The organism is Gemmatimonadota bacterium (genome assembly GCA_041390105.1).
GTDB lineage: Bacteria > Gemmatimonadota > Gemmatimonadetes > Longimicrobiales > Gaopeijiaceae > JAGQIF01.
The window spans coordinates 722,444-743,779 of record JAWKQO010000003.1; the positions used below are offsets into that span (position 1 = coordinate 722,444).

General features: G+C 67.8%; 10 protein-coding genes. 7 read left to right on the forward strand and 3 right to left on the reverse strand.

The genetic code is table 11. The features are described 5' to 3' along the window. Positions 1-126: 126 nt before the first annotated feature. Positions 127-1,659 carry a DUF389 domain-containing protein gene (locus R3E10_16265; GenBank protein ID MEZ4417311.1) on the forward strand — a complete coding sequence of 511 codons (1,533 nt, stop codon included), beginning with the start codon at positions 127-129 and terminating at the stop codon, positions 1,657-1,659. A 164-nt stretch (positions 1,660-1,823) separates the two neighbouring features. Then, the gene (locus R3E10_16270; GenBank protein ID MEZ4417312.1) at positions 1,824-4,940 is read left to right on the forward strand and encodes a hypothetical protein; all 3,117 of its coding nucleotides are present in this window, start codon (positions 1,824-1,826) and stop codon (positions 4,938-4,940) included. 39 nt (positions 4,941-4,979) lie between these two features. Here R3E10_16270 and R3E10_16275 read toward each other — a convergent pair whose 3' ends face one another. Beyond that, a complete protein-coding gene (locus R3E10_16275; protein ID MEZ4417313.1) occupies positions 4,980-5,276 on the reverse strand; it encodes a metal-sulfur cluster assembly factor in 297 nt (98 codons plus the stop codon). A gap of 74 nt (positions 5,277-5,350) precedes the next feature. Between R3E10_16275 and R3E10_16280 the strand changes: the two genes are divergently transcribed. From R3E10_16280 to R3E10_16295, 4 genes are read left to right on the forward strand one after another with little or no spacing between them, the layout of a single operon-like run. Continuing rightward, complete coding sequence (locus tag R3E10_16280; GenBank protein ID MEZ4417314.1) at positions 5,351-6,445, forward strand: ATP-dependent 6-phosphofructokinase; 1,095 nt, start codon at positions 5,351-5,353, stop codon at positions 6,443-6,445. Between the two features lie 58 nt (positions 6,446-6,503). Next, positions 6,504-7,076, forward strand: a complete 573-nt coding sequence (locus tag R3E10_16285) for a DNA-3-methyladenine glycosylase I (GenBank protein MEZ4417315.1) — start codon at positions 6,504-6,506, stop codon at positions 7,074-7,076. Between the two features lie 25 nt (positions 7,077-7,101). Beyond that, entirely contained in the window at positions 7,102-8,118 is a 1,017-nt protein-coding gene (locus tag R3E10_16290; protein MEZ4417316.1) for an aldo/keto reductase, read from the forward strand. 3 nt (positions 8,119-8,121) lie between these two features. Further along, positions 8,122-8,973 (forward strand): creatininase family protein, encoded by an 852-nt coding sequence (locus tag R3E10_16295; GenBank protein MEZ4417317.1) that lies wholly within the window; start codon positions 8,122-8,124, stop codon positions 8,971-8,973. A 102-nt stretch (positions 8,974-9,075) separates the two neighbouring features. On the opposite strand, the gene R3E10_16300 is transcribed toward R3E10_16295, so the two are convergent. After that, positions 9,076-9,312 carry a thioredoxin family protein gene (locus R3E10_16300; GenBank protein ID MEZ4417318.1) on the reverse strand — a complete coding sequence of 79 codons (237 nt, stop codon included), beginning with the start codon at positions 9,310-9,312 and terminating at the stop codon, positions 9,076-9,078. A gap of 188 nt (positions 9,313-9,500) precedes the next feature. Between R3E10_16300 and R3E10_16305 the strand changes: the two genes are divergently transcribed. Further along, positions 9,501-9,794 (forward strand): winged helix-turn-helix transcriptional regulator, encoded by a 294-nt coding sequence (locus R3E10_16305; protein MEZ4417319.1) that lies wholly within the window; start codon positions 9,501-9,503, stop codon positions 9,792-9,794. A gap of 50 nt (positions 9,795-9,844) precedes the next feature. On the opposite strand, the gene R3E10_16310 is transcribed toward R3E10_16305, so the two are convergent. Further along, a complete protein-coding gene (locus tag R3E10_16310) occupies positions 9,845-21,253 on the reverse strand; it encodes an SdrD B-like domain-containing protein (protein MEZ4417320.1) in 11,409 nt (3,802 codons plus the stop codon). Between the last annotated feature and the right edge of the window lie 83 nt (positions 21,254-21,336).

The following is a 21,336-nucleotide window of genomic DNA, read 5'->3' on the forward strand; positions in this document are numbered from 1 at the left end:
GCGGGCGGGGCGGACCGGCAAACCCCCAGACGAAGCGCTCCACTTGACTCCAGTGGGGCGCTCCGCGTCCTTGGCCGCTGCGGAGCCCGGCAGATGCGAGGCCCGGCATCCCTGAGGAGGCAGACGATGAGCGACGGGAGCGACCCGAAGGGCCCGACCCCCGCAGGGAACGGCGGCATCTCGGAGCCGGAGATGGTGCAACGCAGCTTCCGGGTCTTCATCCGGGGCGTCCGGCGGTTCTTGAACCGCACCCTGGATATCCGGGACGACGCCAACATCGATGGGACCATCGAGACCATCCACAAGGACATGGTCTTCCGGGGCCCGAACGTATGGGTGCTGGTCTGCTCGATCTTCATCGCCAGCATCGGCCTCAACACCAACTCGGCTGCCGTGATCATCGGGGCCATGCTCATCTCCCCGCTGATGGGCCCGATCCTGGCGATCGGCCTCTCGGTGGGGATGAACGACATCGAGACGCTGCGGCGGGCGGTGCGCAACTTCGCCGTGATGGTGGCGGTGGCGCTGGTCACGTCCACGCTCTACTTCCTCGTCACCCCGCTGGGCGACGTCCAATCCGAGCTGCTGGCGCGCACGCGACCCACGCTGCTCGATGCCGCCATCGCGGTCTTCGGCGGTATCGCCGGCATCATCGGCGTTTCCCGCCGCGACCGCGGCAACGTCATTCCAGGCGTGGCCATCGCCACGGCCTTGATGCCACCCCTTTGCACGGCCGGGTACGGGCTGGCCAACGGCAACTGGCCCTTCTTCTTCGGGGCCAGCTACCTCTTCGCGCTCAACTCGATCTTCATCGCCATCTCCACGGTGATGATCGTACGCTTCCTGCATTTCCCGTTCGTCAAGTTCATCGACGCGGAGTCGCGCCGCCGTGTGCGCACGCGCATCGCGGTCTTCGTGGCCTTGGTGCTGCTTCCCAGCACCTGGGTGCTCTACGGTGTGGTGAAGGAGAGCCTCTTCCGGCGGCGGGCGGCGGACTTCATCAACCAGAACCTGATGTCCCTGCCGGGGATCGACATCATCAATGAGCGGATCGAGTACGCGGATTCCCTCTCCAGGATCGAGGTGTTCCTGGCGGGCGATACGATCCCCGCGCTTCTCGAGCAGCAGCTGCAGACGCGCATGGCGGCGTCGGGACTCGGCAACACCACGCTACGCCTCCACCAGCCCCAGGACGTGCGTGGAGAGCTGGGACGTCTGTCCAGCGAGTTGCGCGTGGGGATCGTTCAGGACCTGTACGAGCGCAACGCACGCGCGCTGGCCGAACGCGAGCAGCGTATCCTGGAGCTGGAGAACCGGCTCGCCCTGTTCGCGGGCGACACTGTCCCCATCGAGCAGATCACGCGCGAGGTGCGGGCGCAGTACCCCGCGATCGATCACATCGCCTTCGGTCGCATCATCGAGCTACGGACCCTTCCGCCGGATACCACCATGCTGGCCGGAGATTCAGCCAGGGCTCAGGCGCTCGATACCGTTTCGACCACCAGACCGCCGGCCCTGGTGCGCGATACCGTGCCCACCTTGATGGTCCAGTGGCAGGGTGGCACGCCGCGCGCTCGCCGCACGGAGCAGGAAGCGCTGCTGGCCAACTGGCTCAAGATCCGGCTGTCCCTCGACACCGTGCACGTGATCGGGAACTGACCCGGGGGGCGCTCCCGACGGGCTGCCGCTCCGCCCCGCAAGGGCCTTCCGACCGTGGTCGTGTGCGCCCCGCGGCACTGGACCCACCAACCCTTGCGGGCCCCGCCCGACCCCGCGAAGACTCATTCCGTGCGTTTCGCTCCAAACGAGGAGGGAGGCGTCGGATGTTGAACTCGGTGTTCCAGCCCGGCGAGCGGATCGCGGGCTCCCCTGCAGCCGCTTTCTGGCGGGGCGTCCTCTGGCTTGCGTATCGCAATCTTCAGGACGTCCTGACGCTCCGCTCGGTGTCGGTGCTCTCCACACCCGTCGGTTCGCAGACGAAACTGCTGCCGTTCGCCGCCCCGACCGCTCTCGCGTTGGCCGCGTGGAACGACCGGCTCTGGCTCGCGTTCAGCGACGAGAACGGAGAGGCGCAGCTCACCTCCTCCGCTGACGGGTTCTCGTTCACTCCGCCCGTGTCGCTCGGTTTCCTGACACACTGGCGCCTGGCGCTCGCAGGGACCGACCAGGGGCTCTGGCTGCTTTGGTCTGAGAACACGGGCGCGGTGCATCTATGGCGCAGCGTCGATGGCACCGCGTTCGAAGACGTGGGCTTGACGCTCCAGACACGGACGGCGCCGGCCCTGGCGTTCGACGAGGAGAACCGCCGGTTGGGGCTCCTCTGGGCCGAGCGGGGGGGACCGGGGCGCATTTCGGTCGGGCTGCTCGACGTCGACGATCCCGACCCGGCGGTTCCTTGGCAGGCTGCGATCGAAGGGGCGCCGTGCCTCGGGGTGTCTGCAGCCTTTGTCGGGGGGCACGGTGGTCGCCGAGTCCTCGTTGCCTCGGAACGCGACGCTCCGGGACCCGGTGGCCTCGAGGTGGAGGGACACACTGTTCCGTTCAACCTCTCGAGCATCGGTGAAGTCGAGCGCTTCACCGGTGGCCAGGTGCACGGACTCTCGCTCGCTTCCAGTGGCACTCGTGTCTGGGCCGCTTGGCGAGGCGCCTTCCAGGACGACCTGTTCGTCGCGCCCTGGGACATCGCCTTCGACCTGCCGGAGAATCTGCGCCAGCTCCTGGGGACCGACTGCGACCCGAGGGCGTGTCCGCCAGATCCGCGGCTTGTCTGCGCCGCGACGGAAACGGAGATCTGGACGTGGACGCCGCCCCACATCCAGAACGCGAACCGGGGTGACCTCGTCGTAACGCCGGCGGACGGGGCCGGGATCATCGGAACGCTGCTCGGCAGCACCTCCCCACCCCAGTCCTACGATCACAACGGGATCATGATCGAGGACCAGTTCGTCATCCGGCACGCCACCGCAGCGCACGATCGCCTCAAGCAGGAGAAGTTCTATACCGGCTCGGTGCTCGGTGAGCCCGCGCCAACGGATGGCTTTCGCCCGGACCTCCTCAAGTACGGTTGGCCGGGAACCATCACGCAGACCATCGACGACGCGTTCTTCACGGGCTTCAACAGTTCGGTGCCCGGGCCGTTGTCGCCGCCCTTCGCCAAGCTCAATCCCCGTTGGGACTACTACACACGGAATCCGACTGCCGCTGTGCTGCCCAAGCCCCCGGACGGCTCCCCGCCCGAAGCATGGACGGGCTTCAACGAGCGGCGCTTGTTCTTCGATCCCGAGCGCCCAGGCGACGGGTACTCCATCCACAACTTCCCCAGCGGCCCGGCCTATCGGATGGACCTGGAGAAGCTGGTTTACGGAGTCGTGCTGAAACCACATCCTGACGTGGAGGCCATGGACCCGGCGGTGCGTCAGACCCTCCACCGGGTCGCGGACGCCGCGATCGCCATCGACGGCCACTATCGGTTCTACGCGTACACACGGGCCAGGATCGGAGTCGAGTCTCAGTGGCGCGCGCCTCCACCCGGGCATTCTGAGTGGTCGGGGCTCCCGGTCGGCGCCGACTGGGCCGCGGGGTCGGCCCCGCTCGTTTGCTCCAGCTTCATCTGGGCCGCCGTGCGCAGAGCGAGTGCCACCCTTCCGCTGCTCGAGCTGGAGGGCGAGGCGACTGAGAGCCCTGAGGAACTCCTGCCCACGCCGGTCGAAGATGGGCTCTACCGGTACACGGAGGCCGAACGGAAAGCCGCCGCAGAGGCGCTCTTCAGTTACACGAGCGGGTCAGTCCGACGCGAGGTCCGCGAAAAGTTGATGACGATGACCGACGAGTACGCATGGCTGGTCGGCCTCGGCAAGATCGGGCTCAGCGCGTTGGTGGTGCTGCTCCAAGGTCCGGCAGCGATCGCCGCGGCCGTTCTGGGCTGTACGGAAGGCCAGGTCACCGACCTCGCGCTTCTGTTCAACGACATGCCGGACCAGGTCGCCAATCAAATGTGCAATGTCTTTGCCAGCGACAACGCCGCGGACACGGAGAGTGACGCTTGGCGGACGCCCGGTAGCGGCGTCGCCGTGAGCCCGGACGACATGCTGCGCTTCTGGGACCCTCCGTCCCCATCGCAGCATGCACGCATCCGGCATGGACTCTGGGGCTACACCGAGCGCATGCTGCTCCTTGGCTGGCGCGTCGAGCCCGGCCTCAAGCATGTGCTGGAGCGCTCTGCGGGGGTTGCCCGGGTCACGGGGAGGGTGCTCTACGGCGACGCGGAGGTGGTCGGGGCGGAGGTGCGCATCGGCTGCGACAAGGACCTGACACGGCCCAGCGGACACGGCACTACCTACGTCCTGGAGGTGGGTACGGGAAGGCAAGAGGTCGTCGCCGGAGTGTACTGGCCGGCCACGCAGTGGTGGCTGAGCGCCCGCCAGGTGGTCAAGCTCGTGCCCGGTGAGCAGGTCGTCGACCTCAGGCTCGAGGACCCTCCGGAGTGGCGGCGCACCGTTCGCGTGTACGGGAAAGTCGACATAGTGCGCCGAGTGTTGTTCGGCAGCGACGACTGGCACCATCAGCCCATTTCGCTCGAAGTCGAGCTCGCATGGTTGCCGGCGAGCTGGGGTCAACCTCCGTCGGGCGCGGCCAACATCTCGCACACCTTCCCCTGGATGAGTGGGATGGCAGGCAATGTTCGAATGAACATGAGCGTTGCCGTGTGGCTGAAGGCCGACCTCAGCCTGGGCGTGGGCGTGAGCGTGCAGATGTTGAAGGACTACTTCGGAGACGACGACGACCCCATCTGGGAGCACGTGGAGACGGGGACGAACCAGTCCCTCACGGTGGCGCGGGACGGGAGCGCCACACTCACGGTCGATCAAAAGAGCGCGGCCTGGCCACCCGATCGGATCCATCTGGAGCTGACGATCGCCAACGAGCGCGCCCCGGCATGAGCCAGGACCCCTCCGGTCGCGGACTCGGGCAACCCGGGTCTACAGCCCCAACGACGAACGGATGAGGGGTGCGATCCGCTCCGGGGTCCAGGGAGGATCGAAGGTGAGTTGCACCTCCGCCTCCTCCACGCCCTCCACTCCGAGGATCGCCTGCTTGGCGTCGTCCACGATCTGCGGAGCCACCGGGCACAGCGGCGTGGTGAGCGAGATCCAGGCCTTGACCCTGGGACCTTCCACTTCGATCTCGTAGACGAGCCCCAGCACCACGAGGTCCAGATTGAGCTCGGGGTCTTTGACCTTGCGCAGGGCCTTCTCGATGTCCTTTTCAGTGACCATGGACAGCGAAACCCCGGAGCCCGAGGTCCCGTTCCGTTGACGGGCGGGCCGGGGGTGTGCGTCTATTCCACCGCATGACCATCAAACGAATCGCCGTCAACACGGGGGGTGGCGACGCCCCCGGACTCAACGCGGTCATCCGCGCCGTGGTGCTTGCCGCCGAAAACCAGGGGTGGGAGGTCTACGGCATCCAGAAGGGCTACAACGGCATCCTGAACGGGGATGGCTCCGGCGTGGTTCGCCTGGATCGCCGTGCCGTCCGAGGCATCACGCATCTGGGCGGGACCATTCTGGGCACCACCAACCGCGGCAATCCGATGGAGTTTCCGGAGGTGCAAGCGGACGGTTCGGTGGTTTCGCGGGACCGCACGCCCGAGATCCTGGAGGTCTTCCGCGAGCGGGGCTGGGACGCGCTGGTCGCGATCGGCGGGGACGGCTCGCTGCGGATCGCCCACCGGCTGCACGAGCTCGGGCTGCCCGTGGTCGGTGTTCCCAAGACGATCGACAACGACCTGGCCGCCACCGCCGTCACCTTCGGGTTCTTCACCGCGGTCGATACGGCCACCGACGCGCTCGACAAGCTGCACTCCACAGCCGAGGCACATGAGCGCGTCATGGTCGTGGAGCTGATGGGGCGCCACACGGGGTGGATCGCTCTGTTCGCGGGGCTGGCCGGCACAGCGGACGTGATCCTGATTCCCGAGATTCCCTACCGCCTGGACCGCGTCTGCGAGTCCATCGAGCGTCGCTACGAAACAGGGCGCCGTTTCGCCATTGTGGCCGTGGCCGAAGGGGCGCGCGCCGCCGGAGAGGGGGCCGCCTTCGTAGAGACCGGGCGCGTCGGTGCGGCCGACCGCTATGGTGGCATCGCCGACCGGCTCGCCCAGCAGATCGGCGAGCGGACGGGTCGGGAGACCCGTTCACTGGTGCTGGGCCATCTCCAGCGAGGCGGCCACCCCAATGCCTACGACCGCCTGCTTTCCCTGCGCTTCGGCGCCGCCGCGGTGAAGCTCATCCAGGACGGATGCTTCGGATGCATGGTGGCGCTCGACCCCCCCGACGTGAAGGCCGTGCCCCTGGTCGATGCCATCCGTGAGTTGAAGCAGGTGCCGCTGGATGGGGACGTCATCGCCACCGCGCGGTCCCAAGGCATCAGCCTGGGGGACTAATGGACTGCAACCGACGCGCGTCGATCTCCGTGGAGCCAAGCGTTCAGCGAGACTTTCGGTGACCCCGACGCTGGTGCGCTGCGGCTGGGTGGCCAACGCCGGTCCTCTGGACCAGGCCTACCACGACCGGGAGTGGGGCGTCCCCGTGCATGACGACGCCCGGCTGTTCGAGATGATCACGCTGGAAGGCGCTCAGGCCGGGTTGTCCTGGTCCACCATCCTGGCCAAGCGACAAGGCTATCGCGACGCCTTCCACGACTTCGATCCCGAGCGGGTGGCGCGCATGGGTGCCCGCGACGTCACACGCCTGTTGAAGAACCCGGGGATCGTGCGGCACCGGGGCAAGATCGAATCGACGATCGCCAACGCTCAGGGCGTGTTGGCGGTTCAGGACGACTTCGGCTCGCTGGACGCCTACATCTGGTCGTTCGTGAACGGTGCGTCTCTCCAGAACGGTGTGCGCTCCTACCGGGAAATCCCGGCGGAGACCGAACACTCGCGACGCCTCAGCAAGGACCTCAAGAAGCGGGGCTTCCGCTTCGTAGGACCCACCACCATGTATGCGTTCATGCAGGCCGCCGGTCTCGTGAACGACCACGAGGTCAGCTGCTTTCGACACGGAGCAGTGTAGTCCACCCGACTCAGGAGATCCCTTCGTGCAGTATACGCGTCTCGGCACTACCGGTCTCAGCGTCTCCCGCATCGCGCTCGGCTGCATGTCCTACGGCGGCAAGCAGTGGCGAAGCTGGGTGCTCGAGCAGGATGAAGCCATGCCGCACTTTCGGCGGGCCATCGAGCTGGGCATCAACTTCTTCGACACCGCCGACGTGTATTCCATCGGTGTGAGTGAGGAGATCACCGGTAGGGCACTTCGTGAATACGCCCGCCTGGACGAGGTGGTGCTCGCCACCAAAGTCTGCCTGCGTATGGGCGACGGACCCAACCGTGCCGGTCTCTCACGGAAGCACATCATCCAATCCTGTGAGGCCAGCCTGAGGCGCCTGGGCGTGGAGAAGGTCGATCTCTATCAGATCCACCGTTGGGACTATTTCACACCGATCGAGGAGACGCTGGCCGCTCTGGACCAGCTGGTGCAGCAGGGCAAGGTTCTCTACCTGGGCGCCAGCTCCATCTACGCCTGGCAACTGATGAAGGCGCTCTCGGTCTCCGAGCGCAACGGCTGGGCGCGCTTCGTGGCCATGCAGAACCACTACAACCTGGTGTATCGCGAAGAGGAGCGCGAGATGATTCCGCTGTGCGTGGATCAGGGCCTCGGCATGATCCCGTGGTCGCCGCTCGCCAAGGGTCTCCTCGGGGGCAAGCGCTCACGCGACGACCATGCCGCGTCCGTGCGCGATCAGGCCGACGCACCCTTGATCGACCAGCTCTATGACCACGCGTCCGATTGGGACGTGGTGCAGGCAACGGTGCGGGTCGCCCAGCGCCGGGGCATCGAGCCCGCGCAGGTGGCGCTGGCCTGGCTGCTGGCCCAACCCAACGTAGCCGCGCCCATCGTGGGCACCACAAAACTGCACCAACTGGAGTCGGCCGTGGCCGCCGTCGACATCGAGCTCACGGACGACGAGCGCACGGAGCTGGAGGCTCCGTACCAACCCCACGGGGTGCGGGGATGGCTGGACGGTCCCGTCCGCCTTCCCGGGATCAAGTCATAGTCCATGCGTACTCTTCCGAGCGTCCCGATCCTCCTCACCGCTCTGGCCACCCTCCTGTCGGCGGGGCACCTGCGGGCTCAGGCACCGGGTGCCTTCCTCGGCGACCTCACCTGGCCGGACGCTGAGGCGCGCATTCGTGAATCGCCGATCGTGGTGATCCCGTTCGGCGGAGGGGCCAAGGAGCACGGCCCGCACCTGCCCATGAACGCGGACGCAGTGGTGTTGGAGTACCTCCTGCAGAAGGCGGTCGACTCCACGGACGTGATCGTGGCGCCCCCGATCCTGCATGGTTGGTTTCCCGCCTTCCGAGCCTTCCCCGGCACCGAGGTCGCCGATCCGGAGGTGTTCCGCCGCTACGTCTACGAGGTGGGCAAGTCCATGGCCGAGCAGGGCGCTCGCCGCCTGGTCTTCCTCAACACCGGCATCAGCATGGCCACGGGACTACCCATCTCGATGGTGGCGCGTGACCTGCGCGTCCAGTACGGGATCCCGGTGCTGGTGTTGTCGTGGAACGACCTCGAGACCGAGGAGGTGGATGCCATCGCCGAGCAGCGGGCCGGGGGACACGCCGACGAGCTGGAGACCTCCATCCACCTGTTCCTCCAACCGGAGCGCGTGCACATGGAGCGCGCGGTCACCGACTACGGCGATCTGACTCCCAAGCGCTATCCGGGCTACGAGCCAGGACTGTTCTCGCGCGATCCCTCCGACCCGGAGTACTCGACCACCGGGCTGTTCGGGGATCCCACCCTGGCTACCGCCGAGAAGGGCGAGAAGGTGCTGGCCATCCTCACACGGCAGTGGCTGCTGGCGCTGCGGGAGTTCGCCAAGGTGCCGGAGCATCGCTCGCCATAGCACCGACCACAGGCACCACGACGACGTCGTGCCGAGTCACTCGAAGAGACGATGGTGGGCGGCGGGCACGGGGTGTAGGTCCGCCCCGCCGCCCCCGGCTACCTAGGCAAGATCGCCGATCGCTGCGCCGAAGTTGATGTGGAACGGCCGCTCGCCGATCACGAGGGCCGGGACCGACTCCACGCCTACGCGGGTCGCTTCGGCGATACGGCCCTTCTGTTCCCCGAGGTGTACGACTTCGACGTCGTAACGTTGAGGGTCCAAGCTGCGCGCGAATGTCTCCTCCGCTGACACGCACACCGGGCACCCCGCGTGATAGAAGGTCGCCTTCGTCTTCATGGTCACCTCGCAAGTTTCGTGGGAACGACGGCCGCCTGGACCGCCGATGCATGCAGACGGTATCGTGGGTGCAGGATCGATCAACCGGGCACCAAACGGTCCGATACGTACCCGTTGGTAAGGAATGGCGTCCCATGCGGACCGATCAGCGAGCGGCTGAGCGAGAAACGCCCCCGCCGGTGGCGGCGATGGTTGAGAGCATCGTCGGCTGTAAGTGGTCTTTGGCCGTGCTAGCGGCCATTCGCGCCGGTGCTTGCCGTCCAGGGGAGATGGAGCGTGCCTGTGTCGGCATCTCCACGAAAGTGCTGAACCAGCGGCTTCGAAAGATGCTCCGCTTCGGGATCCTGACGCGTACCAGCTACGGCGAGGTTCCCCCGCGCGTGGAGTACTCTTTCACACCCTTCGGGCTCGCGTTCACTGAGCTACTGGATACGATCGAGAGCCTCGAGGCCCGAAGGGTAGGAGGCCAGTTCGCGGAATGAGACCCGGGAGGTCCGATGACCGGCGGGGTCCCCTGCGATATGCGCCCCACCTACGGCCTGCCCCGCACCTTCAGGTCGCCTTCCTGGCGGCGCACCTCGATCTGGAGCCCGTCGGGCATGAAGAAGAGAAGCTCGACACGACGGTTCAGGGCGTGGCCCACTTCCTCGGTGGCGAGGCGGTAGTTCTCCCCCTCACCCCTCGAGATCTCGCGTAGCCGCGCGGGCGCGATGCCCTGCGCAACCAGGTATTCGCGCACCGCGCGAGCGCGCCTCTGCCCCAGCGCCGCATTGTAGTCGTCGGAGCCGCGCACGTCCGTGTGGCCGTAGAGTGCGACGGTCACGAGCGGCTCTGCCTCCAGGACCGCCACGACCTCGTCCAGCACCCGACGACTCGCAGCATCCAACTCGGCGCGGTCGAACGCGAAGTGGACCACATTGGGCACCACCAACGTCCGGACCACCTGCGTTGTGTCCGCCTCCGGCGTCTCCTCCGGCACCGGTGCGGGCGCGGCGGCACGCGGCTCCCGTTGCGGAACTGCCGGCGCCGGCGCTTCCTCCCTCACCTCGGGAGCGGTCGGCGGGGTGCAGCGACACCGATCCTGCTCCTGCGTGCCCTCGGTCCTCGCACGCTCACCCACGCGTCGTTCGGTCCCACTCAGCCCCAACGTGGCTTCGTCGAAGCGCCAGGACAGATCCACGAAGAGGCCCTTGTCGGTGTACTGATCGAGCCCGAGATCGTCGTCCCGGAATCCGAACCAGTTGTACCCGACCGACAGCCGTAGCCCGTCGGACACCTTGACGCCGAGCTCGGCACCGAGGCCGAACTGGCGACGCGCCTCGTCCGACAGCGTGCGACCGATGGCGCCCATGTCCAGGTTCGACGTCAGATCCCAGGTCGCCCGCGCGGCCAGGAGCTGTGCGGTCAACTCGCTCTCCGCCGGACCCACGATGTCGGTGGCGCGCTTCGCCGCCCACTCTCCCCGGACCGTGAGGCGATCCGCAGGCCGCACGTTCACATGGCTGGAGAAGACGTGAGCCCGATGATCGAGGGGCCCGCCCGCCGCAAACGGATCGTCGTCGGTGCGGTGCTCGTAGCGGGCCAGGAGGTTCCAACTGCTGCGCCCATCCCCACGGTAGGCCAGACCCAGCCGCGTGCGCTCGTAGAAGGCGCCACCATCCAGCACCTTGGTCAGCGCACTCTGGACCAGAGCTGTGGAGTTCTCGGTCAAGCGGCGCGCGAACCCGAGGGTGCCCAGCACCTGATCGCTGGTCTCGGTAGCCCGTAGCTCACCCCGCACCGCGCCCTTCCAGAGTGGGCTGGTGGCCCACTCCAGCGCGCCGGTCACCGCCAATGCAGGTCCTGTCACCGACGTGGACACGGGACGCACCCGTTCGAAGCTGGTGCTGAGACGGACGCCGTCCTTGACGCTCCACTGGTTGCGCAGGCCGATCGCCGCGTGCGCCTCACGGCCGTTGAGGCGATCGCCCACCCGGTACTCCGAGAACACGCTCTGGCCTTCACGGTAGTCCGCGGAGACCCCGAACACCGTGCGGTTGCGCTCCTGGATCGCGTTGAGCGAATAGGGCCCCGCCAGGCTGGAGATCAGCTCGTGTTGGGCGTACAGGCGCGCCCGCTCGGCCACCCGCAAATCGCCACCCACGGCCACGCGACGGGCATCGGTGTCCTGGACGTCCTGCTCCATCTCGGCGTACAGGGTCCCCCGTTCGCTCCAGGCCCCTTCCAGGCGCAGGCCCACGGCATTGACGTCGTTGGGCACCACGCTGGCCGTCTCGGCGGTGGCAGCCCGGTCCTCGGACGCATGACGGAAGCCCACCTCCACGCTCCAACGCTCGCTGAGCTTGCGGGCCAAGGCCACACGACCTCCGGTGAGCACTCCATCCGTGCGCGCGTCTTCCGAGCGCACAGCCTCAGCAAAGAGCGCCACGTTCTCGCTGAGCAGGGTTCGACCGGTCAACCCCATCTCGGTACGACCCTGCGCCACACCGGCGCTGACGTTCTGGAACAGAGAGTCGGCTTCGAGCACGAACGCCCTCAACTCGGCCCGCTCGGAGCGATGGACCAGCTCAGCCCGCCAGGCGACCCCGTTCTGCGCGCCCGCGCTGTCGCTGCGGGCCACCTCTGCAGAGAGCCAGGTGCCTTCGCCGAGGCCGAGCGTGGCATGGGCCGAAGCCAGGTCGAAGCGGCCCGACGGATCGTCACTGCGCACGGCGCTCCCACCCAAGCTCAGGCGCTCCGAAGGGCTCAACTGGCCCTCGGCTCCATACACCCAGTAGCGCGCACCCCCGGTCTCCGACTCGTAGGTCACCCGGATCGAGATCGGGTTCAGGCGCTCGTCCACCGAGGGAATGGGGCGTTTGAAGATCAATCGCCCGCTGAACGGCTCGATGGTGTAGTCCGTGAACCGCTGGAGCGGCACCACGTCCAGGATCACCCCGGGCTGCGTGCGGTCGCGGGTGACGAGCTCGACCCGCTCGGAGTTGAGCAGGCCGTCCGCACGACTCAGGGCGTAGGGTCCGCTGATCCCCAGCGCCGGCAACTCGTCGACCACCTGCTGGAAACGATCGCGACTGGCGAACGTCCGCAGTGACATCCGGTCGGAAGAGTACTGCTGCAAGGCGCCGCTCAACGTGCGCGCGTAGCGGCCCAACTGCGACGCCGGGTCGTAGGACGCGGTATTGAAGTCCCCATACAGCACGTAGGAATCGCCTCGCCCCAGAGCGCCGAAGACGCGGCCCTTGGACTGCGCCTCGAAGAGCCGCGGTGACGCATCGCCGAACACGTCGTACAACTCATCCGGTCGGATGTCGTTGAAGAAGCGGCGACCGCGGTCCTTCTCCGTATCGACGCGCAGCGTAACCTGGTAGCCATCACCCACCTCGCCCGTGGCGAACGCGGCCGCCCGGGCCCCGGCGGTGAGGGTGCCTTCGGCGTTTTGCGTCGACACTTCCTCCAACGCGTCCTGGAAGCGGTCGCGGACGCCGGGCGTCAGCAGCTCTCCATCCGCGAGAGAGCGCCAGTCGATACGCCCCTCCACGAAACCCATCAGGAGCACGCCCAGCCGTCCGTCGCCGGAGCGCATCCCCGCGGCAGCGTCGCTGGTGCCGTGGGCGTTCGCCGAGGCATCCAACGCCATCCCCGATGTGGATCCCGGACGCCGGAAGAGGGGCGCGAACAACGCTTGGGTCCGGCCCGACGAGCGGTCCCCCTCCACTGGACGGACGCCCCCCACCAACGACGGTCGGGGAGCCAGGTTGGAGGTGTGCGGGCTACGCATGGCCGCCGCCGACCAGGGGCCGGGAGCTCCCCGCATCGAGGTGCCCGCCCGGTTGGCCATAGCACTCGGCACTACCAGGTCGGGGACCGGCCCCAAGGCCGCCCGCGCCATCACGTCCAGGACGAGGGCCGAGTCAGCGGCAGGATCGCCGAAGTCGGCGCGCGCCATCTCACCCCGCGTCAGATCCACCAGCTTGCTGGACCCCGACGCCAGGTGCCGCGTGGTGAGCGGGCTCAAACGCATGCCCGCCGGGAGCGTGCGTTCGTCCACCCGCACCAACCAGTGGCGCGGCGGCAGCCCGTCGAACGAGTAGCGGCCCTCACGGTCCGTAAGGGCAGAGGTGCCGTCCTGCAGATAGACACGCACGCCCGGGACGCCCACGGTCTCGCCGACCGGCTCCTCGAAGGCGCCCGTGGGGACGCAGTCACACGGATCCACCCAGACCCGGCCGAGGATCAAGCCCTCGTCCGTGAAGACGCCTTTGCGCAAGCCCACCGCAGCCACGGCCTCGTTGCTCGCGGCCAGGCCGTTGGAGCCGGAGCCGACCGCCCGGTTGATGCCGTCACCCAGCTCGGCGCCCACCCCCACTCGCACGCGGTAGGAGATGCGGACGGTGGAGCCGGCAGGTAGGTCGCCCAGGGGAAGCTCGAGTAGCGGACCGGGTGTGCCCACCGGATCGGTGACACTGGTGCCGTCCACCACCACCGAACCAGCCACCAGCGAGAACCCTGTGGGAAGCCGGTCTGACAGGACCACCTCCGTCACGGGCCCCGCGCCGACGTTGCGGAGCGTGAGCTCGTAGGTGACGAGATCGCCGATCTCGGCCTCCGGCGACGACACACGCTTCTCCAGGCGCAGCTCACCCAGCGGCTGGATCTCGGCCGGCAGCGTAGCCCCCGTGTTGTTCCCCGCCCCTCCCGTGTCTCCCAGCGTCGATACCGTGGCGGTATTGACCACGGACTCTCCGGATGCACCGATCACCAGCGCGCTGACCGAGACCATGCTGCTTTCGCCCGGAGGCAACGGCCCCGGGGTGCTGCAGGTCACGACCTGACCCGCGTCAGCGCAGGTCCAGCCCAGGCCGGTGGCGCTCTGGAAGCTCAGCGCTGCAGGCAGCGTATCGACCACGGTGACCGGACCCTGTGTGGGCACGCTACCCACGTTGGAGACGATCAGCTCGTACTGGGCCGTACCGCCCACAGCGAGGGTGGCCGAAAGCAGGCGCTTCTCGAGCGACACGTCGACCCGCTGGGTCACGGTGGTGACACGCTGCACCGGTGTGGAGCCGTCGTTGTTGGTCGGATCGGGATCGGGGTTGGCGCTGGTCGCCGACGCGATGTCGAGCCACGTCCCTTCGGAGGGCAGCACCACGCGCAGTGAATCCACTACACTGGCGCCCGCGGTCAAACGCGTCAGGGCGGGCCACCGCACCTGACCCGCCGACAGCGCGCCGCCGCGGCTCGCAGCGACGAAGACCGCGCCCGCGGGCAACGAGTCGGAGACCACCACCGCATCGGCATCCGCGGGACCATCGTTGCGCGTCGTGACGACGTAGGTGACCGTGTCTCCCGCCAAGGCCGTGGCGGGCCCGGTCTTGGTGACGACCAGATCGGCGCCGCGTTCCTCGACCACGACGGTGGAGCGACTCGCCGCGGCGGTTCCGTTGTTGTTGGACGGAGTGGGATCGAGGGTGGGCGAGCTGGCTCTCGCCACGTTCTCCCAGGTCCCCACCGCCGGAGTGGCCACGCGCACTTCGCGCGTCTCGACCGCGCCCGCCGTCATCTGTGTGACAACAGGCCAGGTGATCGTCACCCCTGACAGGGACGCCCCCCCTGTCGCACCCACGAAGGTGACCCCACTGGGCAGCACGTCCTGGATCTGCACCTGCACCGCCGTGCCCGGTCCCGCGTTGGTGACCGCGATCACATAGGTGATGGTATCGCCGACCTGAGCGGTCGCGGGCCCGCTCTTGGTGACCACCAGATCGGACGGCTGGATCACCACGGGGGTAGGCACGGAGTTGTTGGTGGGATCGCCGTCCCCGTCGGGGTCGACCGAGCCGCCGTTCTGCGAGTCGTCCGTGAACGGACCCGTGCCCGCCGGTCCCAGGGCCGACGTGTGTGCCTGGTTGGCGTAGACGCCCCACCCGCTTCCCATGTCCACGACGTTGCTGAGCGTCACACCGAATTGGATCACGGCCGCCGTTCCGGGGGCCAGGATGTTGGCACCGGGCACGGTCTGGTCGATGAGCTCGGTGGCGGCCCCAGACCCGGTGTAGCCGGCATTCAGCGTCAGCGTCCCGGGGTCCGCTACGAAGACCGGCGCGCTGTTCAACGTGTAGTTCCCGGCACCGAAGACGAGATCCAGGTCGTCGGTGACGGAGACGGCGCTCGCCACCGCGTTACCGGTATTCTCCAGGCGCACCTGGAAGATCACGCTCAGTGCCGACACCTGGGCGCTCTTGGCCACGCCCACGGTGGCGTCGGCAGGGACGCTCACGATCGTGGGGCTGGTATCGTCGGTCGGATCCCCATTGCTGTTGGGGTCGACGTCGGTGCCGTCCACCGAGGTGTCGAGGTAGGGGCCGGCCGCACCCGGACCCCGCGCACGCGTGGAGGCGCTGTTGTGGAAGGTGCCGAGCCCGAAGCCGCGATCCGTGACGTTGGTGACCTGCACCCGCACACGCACGGTGGCGCTGTCGCCGGGCGGCAAGGTGTTGGTGGCCGGAGGCGACGTTGCCAGGAGATTGTGGTTCGGAGCGACGCCCGTGAAGCCACCCGCCAGCGTCAGGGAGCCCGCCAGGGGAGAAAGCACCAGCAGGGGAGGGCCGAGCACCTGGAAGTTGCCGGCGCCGAAGGTGGCGTCCAGGTCGTCCGTGAGCTGGATGGAGTCGGCAACGGCGTTGCCGGTGTTTCGGAGCTTGAAGTCGTAGGTGACCGTGTCGCCCGCCAGCGAGCCGGCCTTGGCCACGCCGATGGTCGCGTCCGCTCCGAGCGCTACGATGGTCGGCGAGGCGTCGTCGGAGGCTGTACCGTTGCTGTTCGCATCCGGGTCTGAGCCGTCCACCGACACGTCCGTGTAGGGACCCACCGCCCCCGGAGCCAAGGCGGTCGTGGTCACCTGGTTGTGGTAGACACCCAGCCCATGTCCCTGGTCGGTCACGTTGATGATCAGGACGCGGAAGCGGATCACCGCGATGTCGCCCACGACCATGGTGTTGGAGAGCGGCGTGGTCTGGTCGATGAGATCGACGTTCCCACCCGAGCCGGTGTAGGCCGCGTTGACGGTGAGCGAGCCGGTGGCCGGCGCCGTCGTCAGCGTCGGAGCCTGGACGACGGTGTAGTTGCCGGCGCCGAACACCGAGTCCAGGTCGTCGGGCACGGAGACGGAATTGGCCGTCGAGAACGAGAGATTCTCGAGCGTGACGTCGTAGGTCACGGTATTGCCGGACAGGCCCCCGTTCTTGGCCGCGCCGATGGCCGCGCTTCCCACGCCCGCCAGGATGTCGGCGTCGGAGTCGGGCGCCGTGTTGGCTCCCTGGCTGGTGCTGGTGGCGATGACGCTGTTCGCCTGGCTGGTACCCGAAGCAGACTGCTCGTAGGTGAACCCGATCGGGGTGCTACCATCTCCCGAAGCGATCTGGGATGCGGTCAGCGAGCCCGGCATGCCGGTGAACGTGACCTGTCCAGACACCGCGTTGTAGACAGCCGCCGCACCACCGGGGAGGTTGCTGAAGCTCACCCCGGACAGGTTGGCCGCCAGGGTCAGCGTGTAGGTGACCGCCGCAGCGGTGAAGGGCCCGTTGTTCGTGAACAGAACGGTGCCGGTCACCGTGGTGCCCGCGTTCCCGCTTCCGCTCAACGTCACCACCGTGGTGACGTCTGCCACCAGTGTGGGCGTGAGTGGCGTCGGCACGTCGTTGTCCGTCGGGTCGCCGTTGGCGTCGGGGTCCGGATCGCTTCCGTCCTGCGAGAGGTCGGAGGGCGTCTGGCCGGACAGGGCGCCCACGGCCGACACCGCTGCCTGATTCTCATAGCCACCCACCGGCAGCGGCACGACGGGGTGGAAGCGCACCGTAAACGAAAGCTCACAGGTGGCGCCCACCGAGAGCGTGGCGATGGTGGCGACTTGTTGGGTCCCGTCGCCGTCGAACCCGGCATTCGCGGTCCCGCCGACGCAGGCACCGACGAAAGCAGGAGCCGTCTGCACGGTGTACTGCCCCGCTGCCAGCGTCGCAGCCGCGCCACCGGCCACAAAGCTGCCCAGCGCCGGCGCCGCCCCAGCCAACGGATCTGTCACGCTCACCAGCGCCAGGTCCTCGAGGCTCGGGTTCTCCACGACCAGCCGGAGCTCGGCCGTGTAACTCGAATCGGCGGCAACCGTGGGTCCGGAGGCCACCCGCTTGGCGACGCCCACGCGCGCCTGGGGAACGTAGGCGAAGAGGTACCCGCTCCCACTGTCGATCTCGCCGAGCGCAATCGCCGAGATCTGGCCCAGCGTGGCGGCGCTGCCGCCCCGGTTCCCGGCGGTCTGCTGGCCCACCACCAGGTGGGGCTCACTCACCGCGCCCCGTTGGATCGTGTAGGTCCCCTCGGGCAGATCAGAAAACGTGTAGACGCCGCTCCCATTGGTGCTTGTGGTGCGAGAGACGGGGCTGGCGTCGAAGGCCGTGCCTGCCAGCGTCATGGTGACCCCGGCGATGCCGGTGTCGAACCCGTCCTGGACCCCGTCCGCATCGAAGTCCCTGAACACCACCCCTGTGAGCGTGGAGCCCTGGATGGTCACGACCCCGTTGTTGCTGTTGTTGGCGGGCACCACATCCAGCGACGACGTGGTCACCGACGCGCTGTTCGTCGCGGTTCCGCCGGGCGGCACGCTGAGGCTTCGAACGGGGACGGTGATGTCTACCACGGCACCGCTGCTCACCGTGCCGAGATCGCAGGTGAAGCTCGTTCCTCCAGCCAGGCCGGTGCAGGTGTTGGCGGTCGTGGTACCGGAGACCACGGCCGCCGTGGGCGCGCCGGTGAGCTCCAACCCGGACGGCAGGTTGTCCGTGACCGTGACGTTGTCCGCCTCCGACAAGCCGGCGCCCGCGTTGTTCCTGACCTGAACCGCCCAGTTGAACGGTCGCCGCACAGCCACTGGATTCGGGGTGGCGACCACACTCACGACCTGCACGTCGGCGCGCGTGCGCACCGTGGTGTTCTCGTCCGACGTGTTGTTCGATCCGTCTTCGAACCCAAGTCCGGTCTCGTCGGTCGCCACCGACACGTTGTTGGTGTAGACGCCCTTGACCTCGCCCTGCATGCCGATGGTGAGGGTGGCCGATCCTCCGGCGCTCAAGCGCGCAATGGAACACACGACCGTGCCACCGATCGCACCCACGATCGGGGTGGTGGCGCAGGAGCCTGCTGGGAAGGTCACCGACTGGTAGCTCAACCCACCGGGAGGCAGCGTGTTGTTGATGACGACGTTCTCGGCGTCCGACGGCCCGACGTTGGTGACCACTACTGTGTAGGCGGTCGCGTCCCCGATGGCCACCGGGTCCACGGTGTCCGAGTTGTTGACGAGGATGTCCAGCGAAGGATTGTTGACCGTCACGTTGGCGGTGGCGGTGTTGTTGGTCGAACCCGGAACCGTGGGCTCCGTCGTTGTGGTGCTCACCGATGCGTTGTTCGTGAGCGTGGTGCCGCGCGTGACATTGGTGGGCTTGGCCCGGATGGTGAGCGTACGTTGCGCGCCGTTGTTGATGCTTCCGAGGTTACAGACGACCTGCCGGTTTCCGGGCGCCGTCACGCTGTTCGCGGTCGGCGTCACGCTGCAGCTTCCGGCGGAAGGCGACGCGGACACGAACACCATGTCCAAGGGCAAGTCGTCGGTGACGGTGACATTGGCCGCCTGACTGGGGCCGTTGTTCAGGGCGGTCACCACGAAGACGACTTCCTGCCCTGATGGACTGGGGTCGGGCGTGGCGGTCTTGCTGATCGTGACGTCGGCACGGGGATCCACGGTGCTGGTCACGCTGCCGCTGTTGTTCCCGGTCACGGGGTCAGCCGTTGCAGAAGAGACCACGCTTCCCGTGTTGGTGCGGCTTCCACCATTTCCACCCGGCCGGATCGCGACGTCGATGGTCGGGCAGTCCACACCGGCCGTGCAGACGGGCAGGGTCGGGATGGTGCACGTCAAGCGCCGACTGGTACTTCCCGTCGAGGCCGTGGAGCACGTGACTCCGCCCGGCCCAGCAGCGTTCTCGGTGATCGTATGACCGACATATCCGGCACCGGTCGCGCCCACCGCGTTGTTGATCAGGGTGGTGAGATTGTCGGTGAGCGTGACGCTCCCCGCCGCGGTCGGCCCCAGATTGACGACCTCCAGCGTGTAGGTGAGCACCTCGCCTGCCGGCACGGTGGCCAGGTCCACGACCTTGGCCACAGTGAGGTCGGCGGAGGCACCCACCGTGGACGACGTGACGGTGGCGCTGGTGGTGTTGTTGGCTGCGTTGTTGTCCGGAACGCTGGCGCCGCTGGTGCTGAGCGTGGCGCTGTTCGTGATGCCACCCGTGACGGTGGCGGTCGCATTCAACGTGAACGTGGGTGTGGTGCTGCCCGATGCCAGGGGTGAGCCCGATGTGTAGGTCCGCTGACAGTCGATGTTGGCGGGGCCCGTCACCGGGGCCGCCGGTGCGCAGGACCACCCGTTCAACGTGTAGCTATTGACAGTGAGGCCGGCCGGCACCTGATCGGTGATGATCAGCGTCCCCGAGAAGACGCTGGGCCCGTTGTTGCGAGCGCTGAGGGCGAAGTTGAATGGGACGCCCTGCACCACCAGAGCCGGGCTGGGAGCGCTCTTGGTGACGGAGAGGTCGGCAGCCGGATCGAGAAGAGTGGCTCCGCCGTCGTCGTCGGAGTTGTTGCTCAGGTCGGGATCGGTCGGCGAGGCCGCCGAGATGGTCGCCGAGTTCGTCACCGCTACGCCGGCCGTGGCGACGATCACCGGAATGCTGATGGATCCCAGGGACTGGTTCGCCCCGGCGGCTCCGCCGGCCGGCCTGGTGCAGGTCACCTGTTGGCCCGCCACCGAGCAGGTCCAGCCGTTCTGCGAAAGGTTGAAGGACCCCGTGTCGATCGTGTACTGACCCGGCACCAGATCCACCAGGGAAAGCCCGCTGGGGCTGTCGCCCGTGTAGGCTGCGGTCAACACCAGACTCAGGGCGCCGCCGACGAAGTAGGATCCCGAAGAGGGGCTGCGGGAGACCGTGACCCGAACATCGCTGCCCGCCGTCACGGTGGTATTGAAGACCGCGGTGTTGTCCGACGCGTCGGGATCCTGGGGCGTCCCGAAGGGCGCGCTGCCGCTCACCTGCACGGACGCCGACGCGGTAATGGTGCTCCCCGCACCCGCACTGATCTGCCAAGAGAAGGGGCCGATCACCGTGAACCCTCCGGAGGCGATGGGCCCGGACACGGTGCAGGTGATGGTGCTGCCCCCGAGCGAACAGCCAGCGGGTAGCGAGCCGACCGACAGGAGGCCAGACGGTACTGGAAACTGGACCTCGAGCGCGCTGGCCGCGTCCGGTCCGGCGTTGGAGAGGGTCAGCGAGTGGTTGATGGTCGAGCCGGAGCTCCCCGTGGCCGGACCGGTCATGGAGAGTGCGACATTGGCACCCGCGGTCACGGTGGTGGTCTCCGTGACCGAGTTGTTGGCGGGCTGAGCGTCGGCCTCGTTGGCGCTGGTCTGCGCCTGGATGATGACGGACCCCGACGCTGTAGACCCAACCTGAACCGTCAGCGCCGCCGTCGCCGCATTGGGCAGGTCGGGCAGGGAGCAGGTCACCGTCCCGGGGCCCAGTGCGCCGACCGTCATTCCCGAGCAGCTGATTCCCGCCCCGGTGAATCCCTCGTAGGTGGCGTTGGCGGGCACGTCCAGGGTGAATTGCACACCCGTAGCCGTGGTCAGCCCGTCATTGTTTACCGTGGTGGAGTACGTGATGACCCCACCCGCAGCGACCGGGTCGGGGCTGTCCGTCAGGTTGAGAACGAGGTCGACCTGCGCGGAAAGCCCTGCCGGGGAGGCGGCAACGATCCCCAGAACCAGAGCGATCAGACCGGTCCACCAGGGCAACAGACAGCGCCGGCCCGGGCGGGCGTTCGAATCCACCTTCATGTCCCTCAGTCCTGCGATGTACGGGAAGACGAATGCTGCTCACGAGCGTCCAACTGCTCGGTGGCGTCACCGCCCTCTCAGGA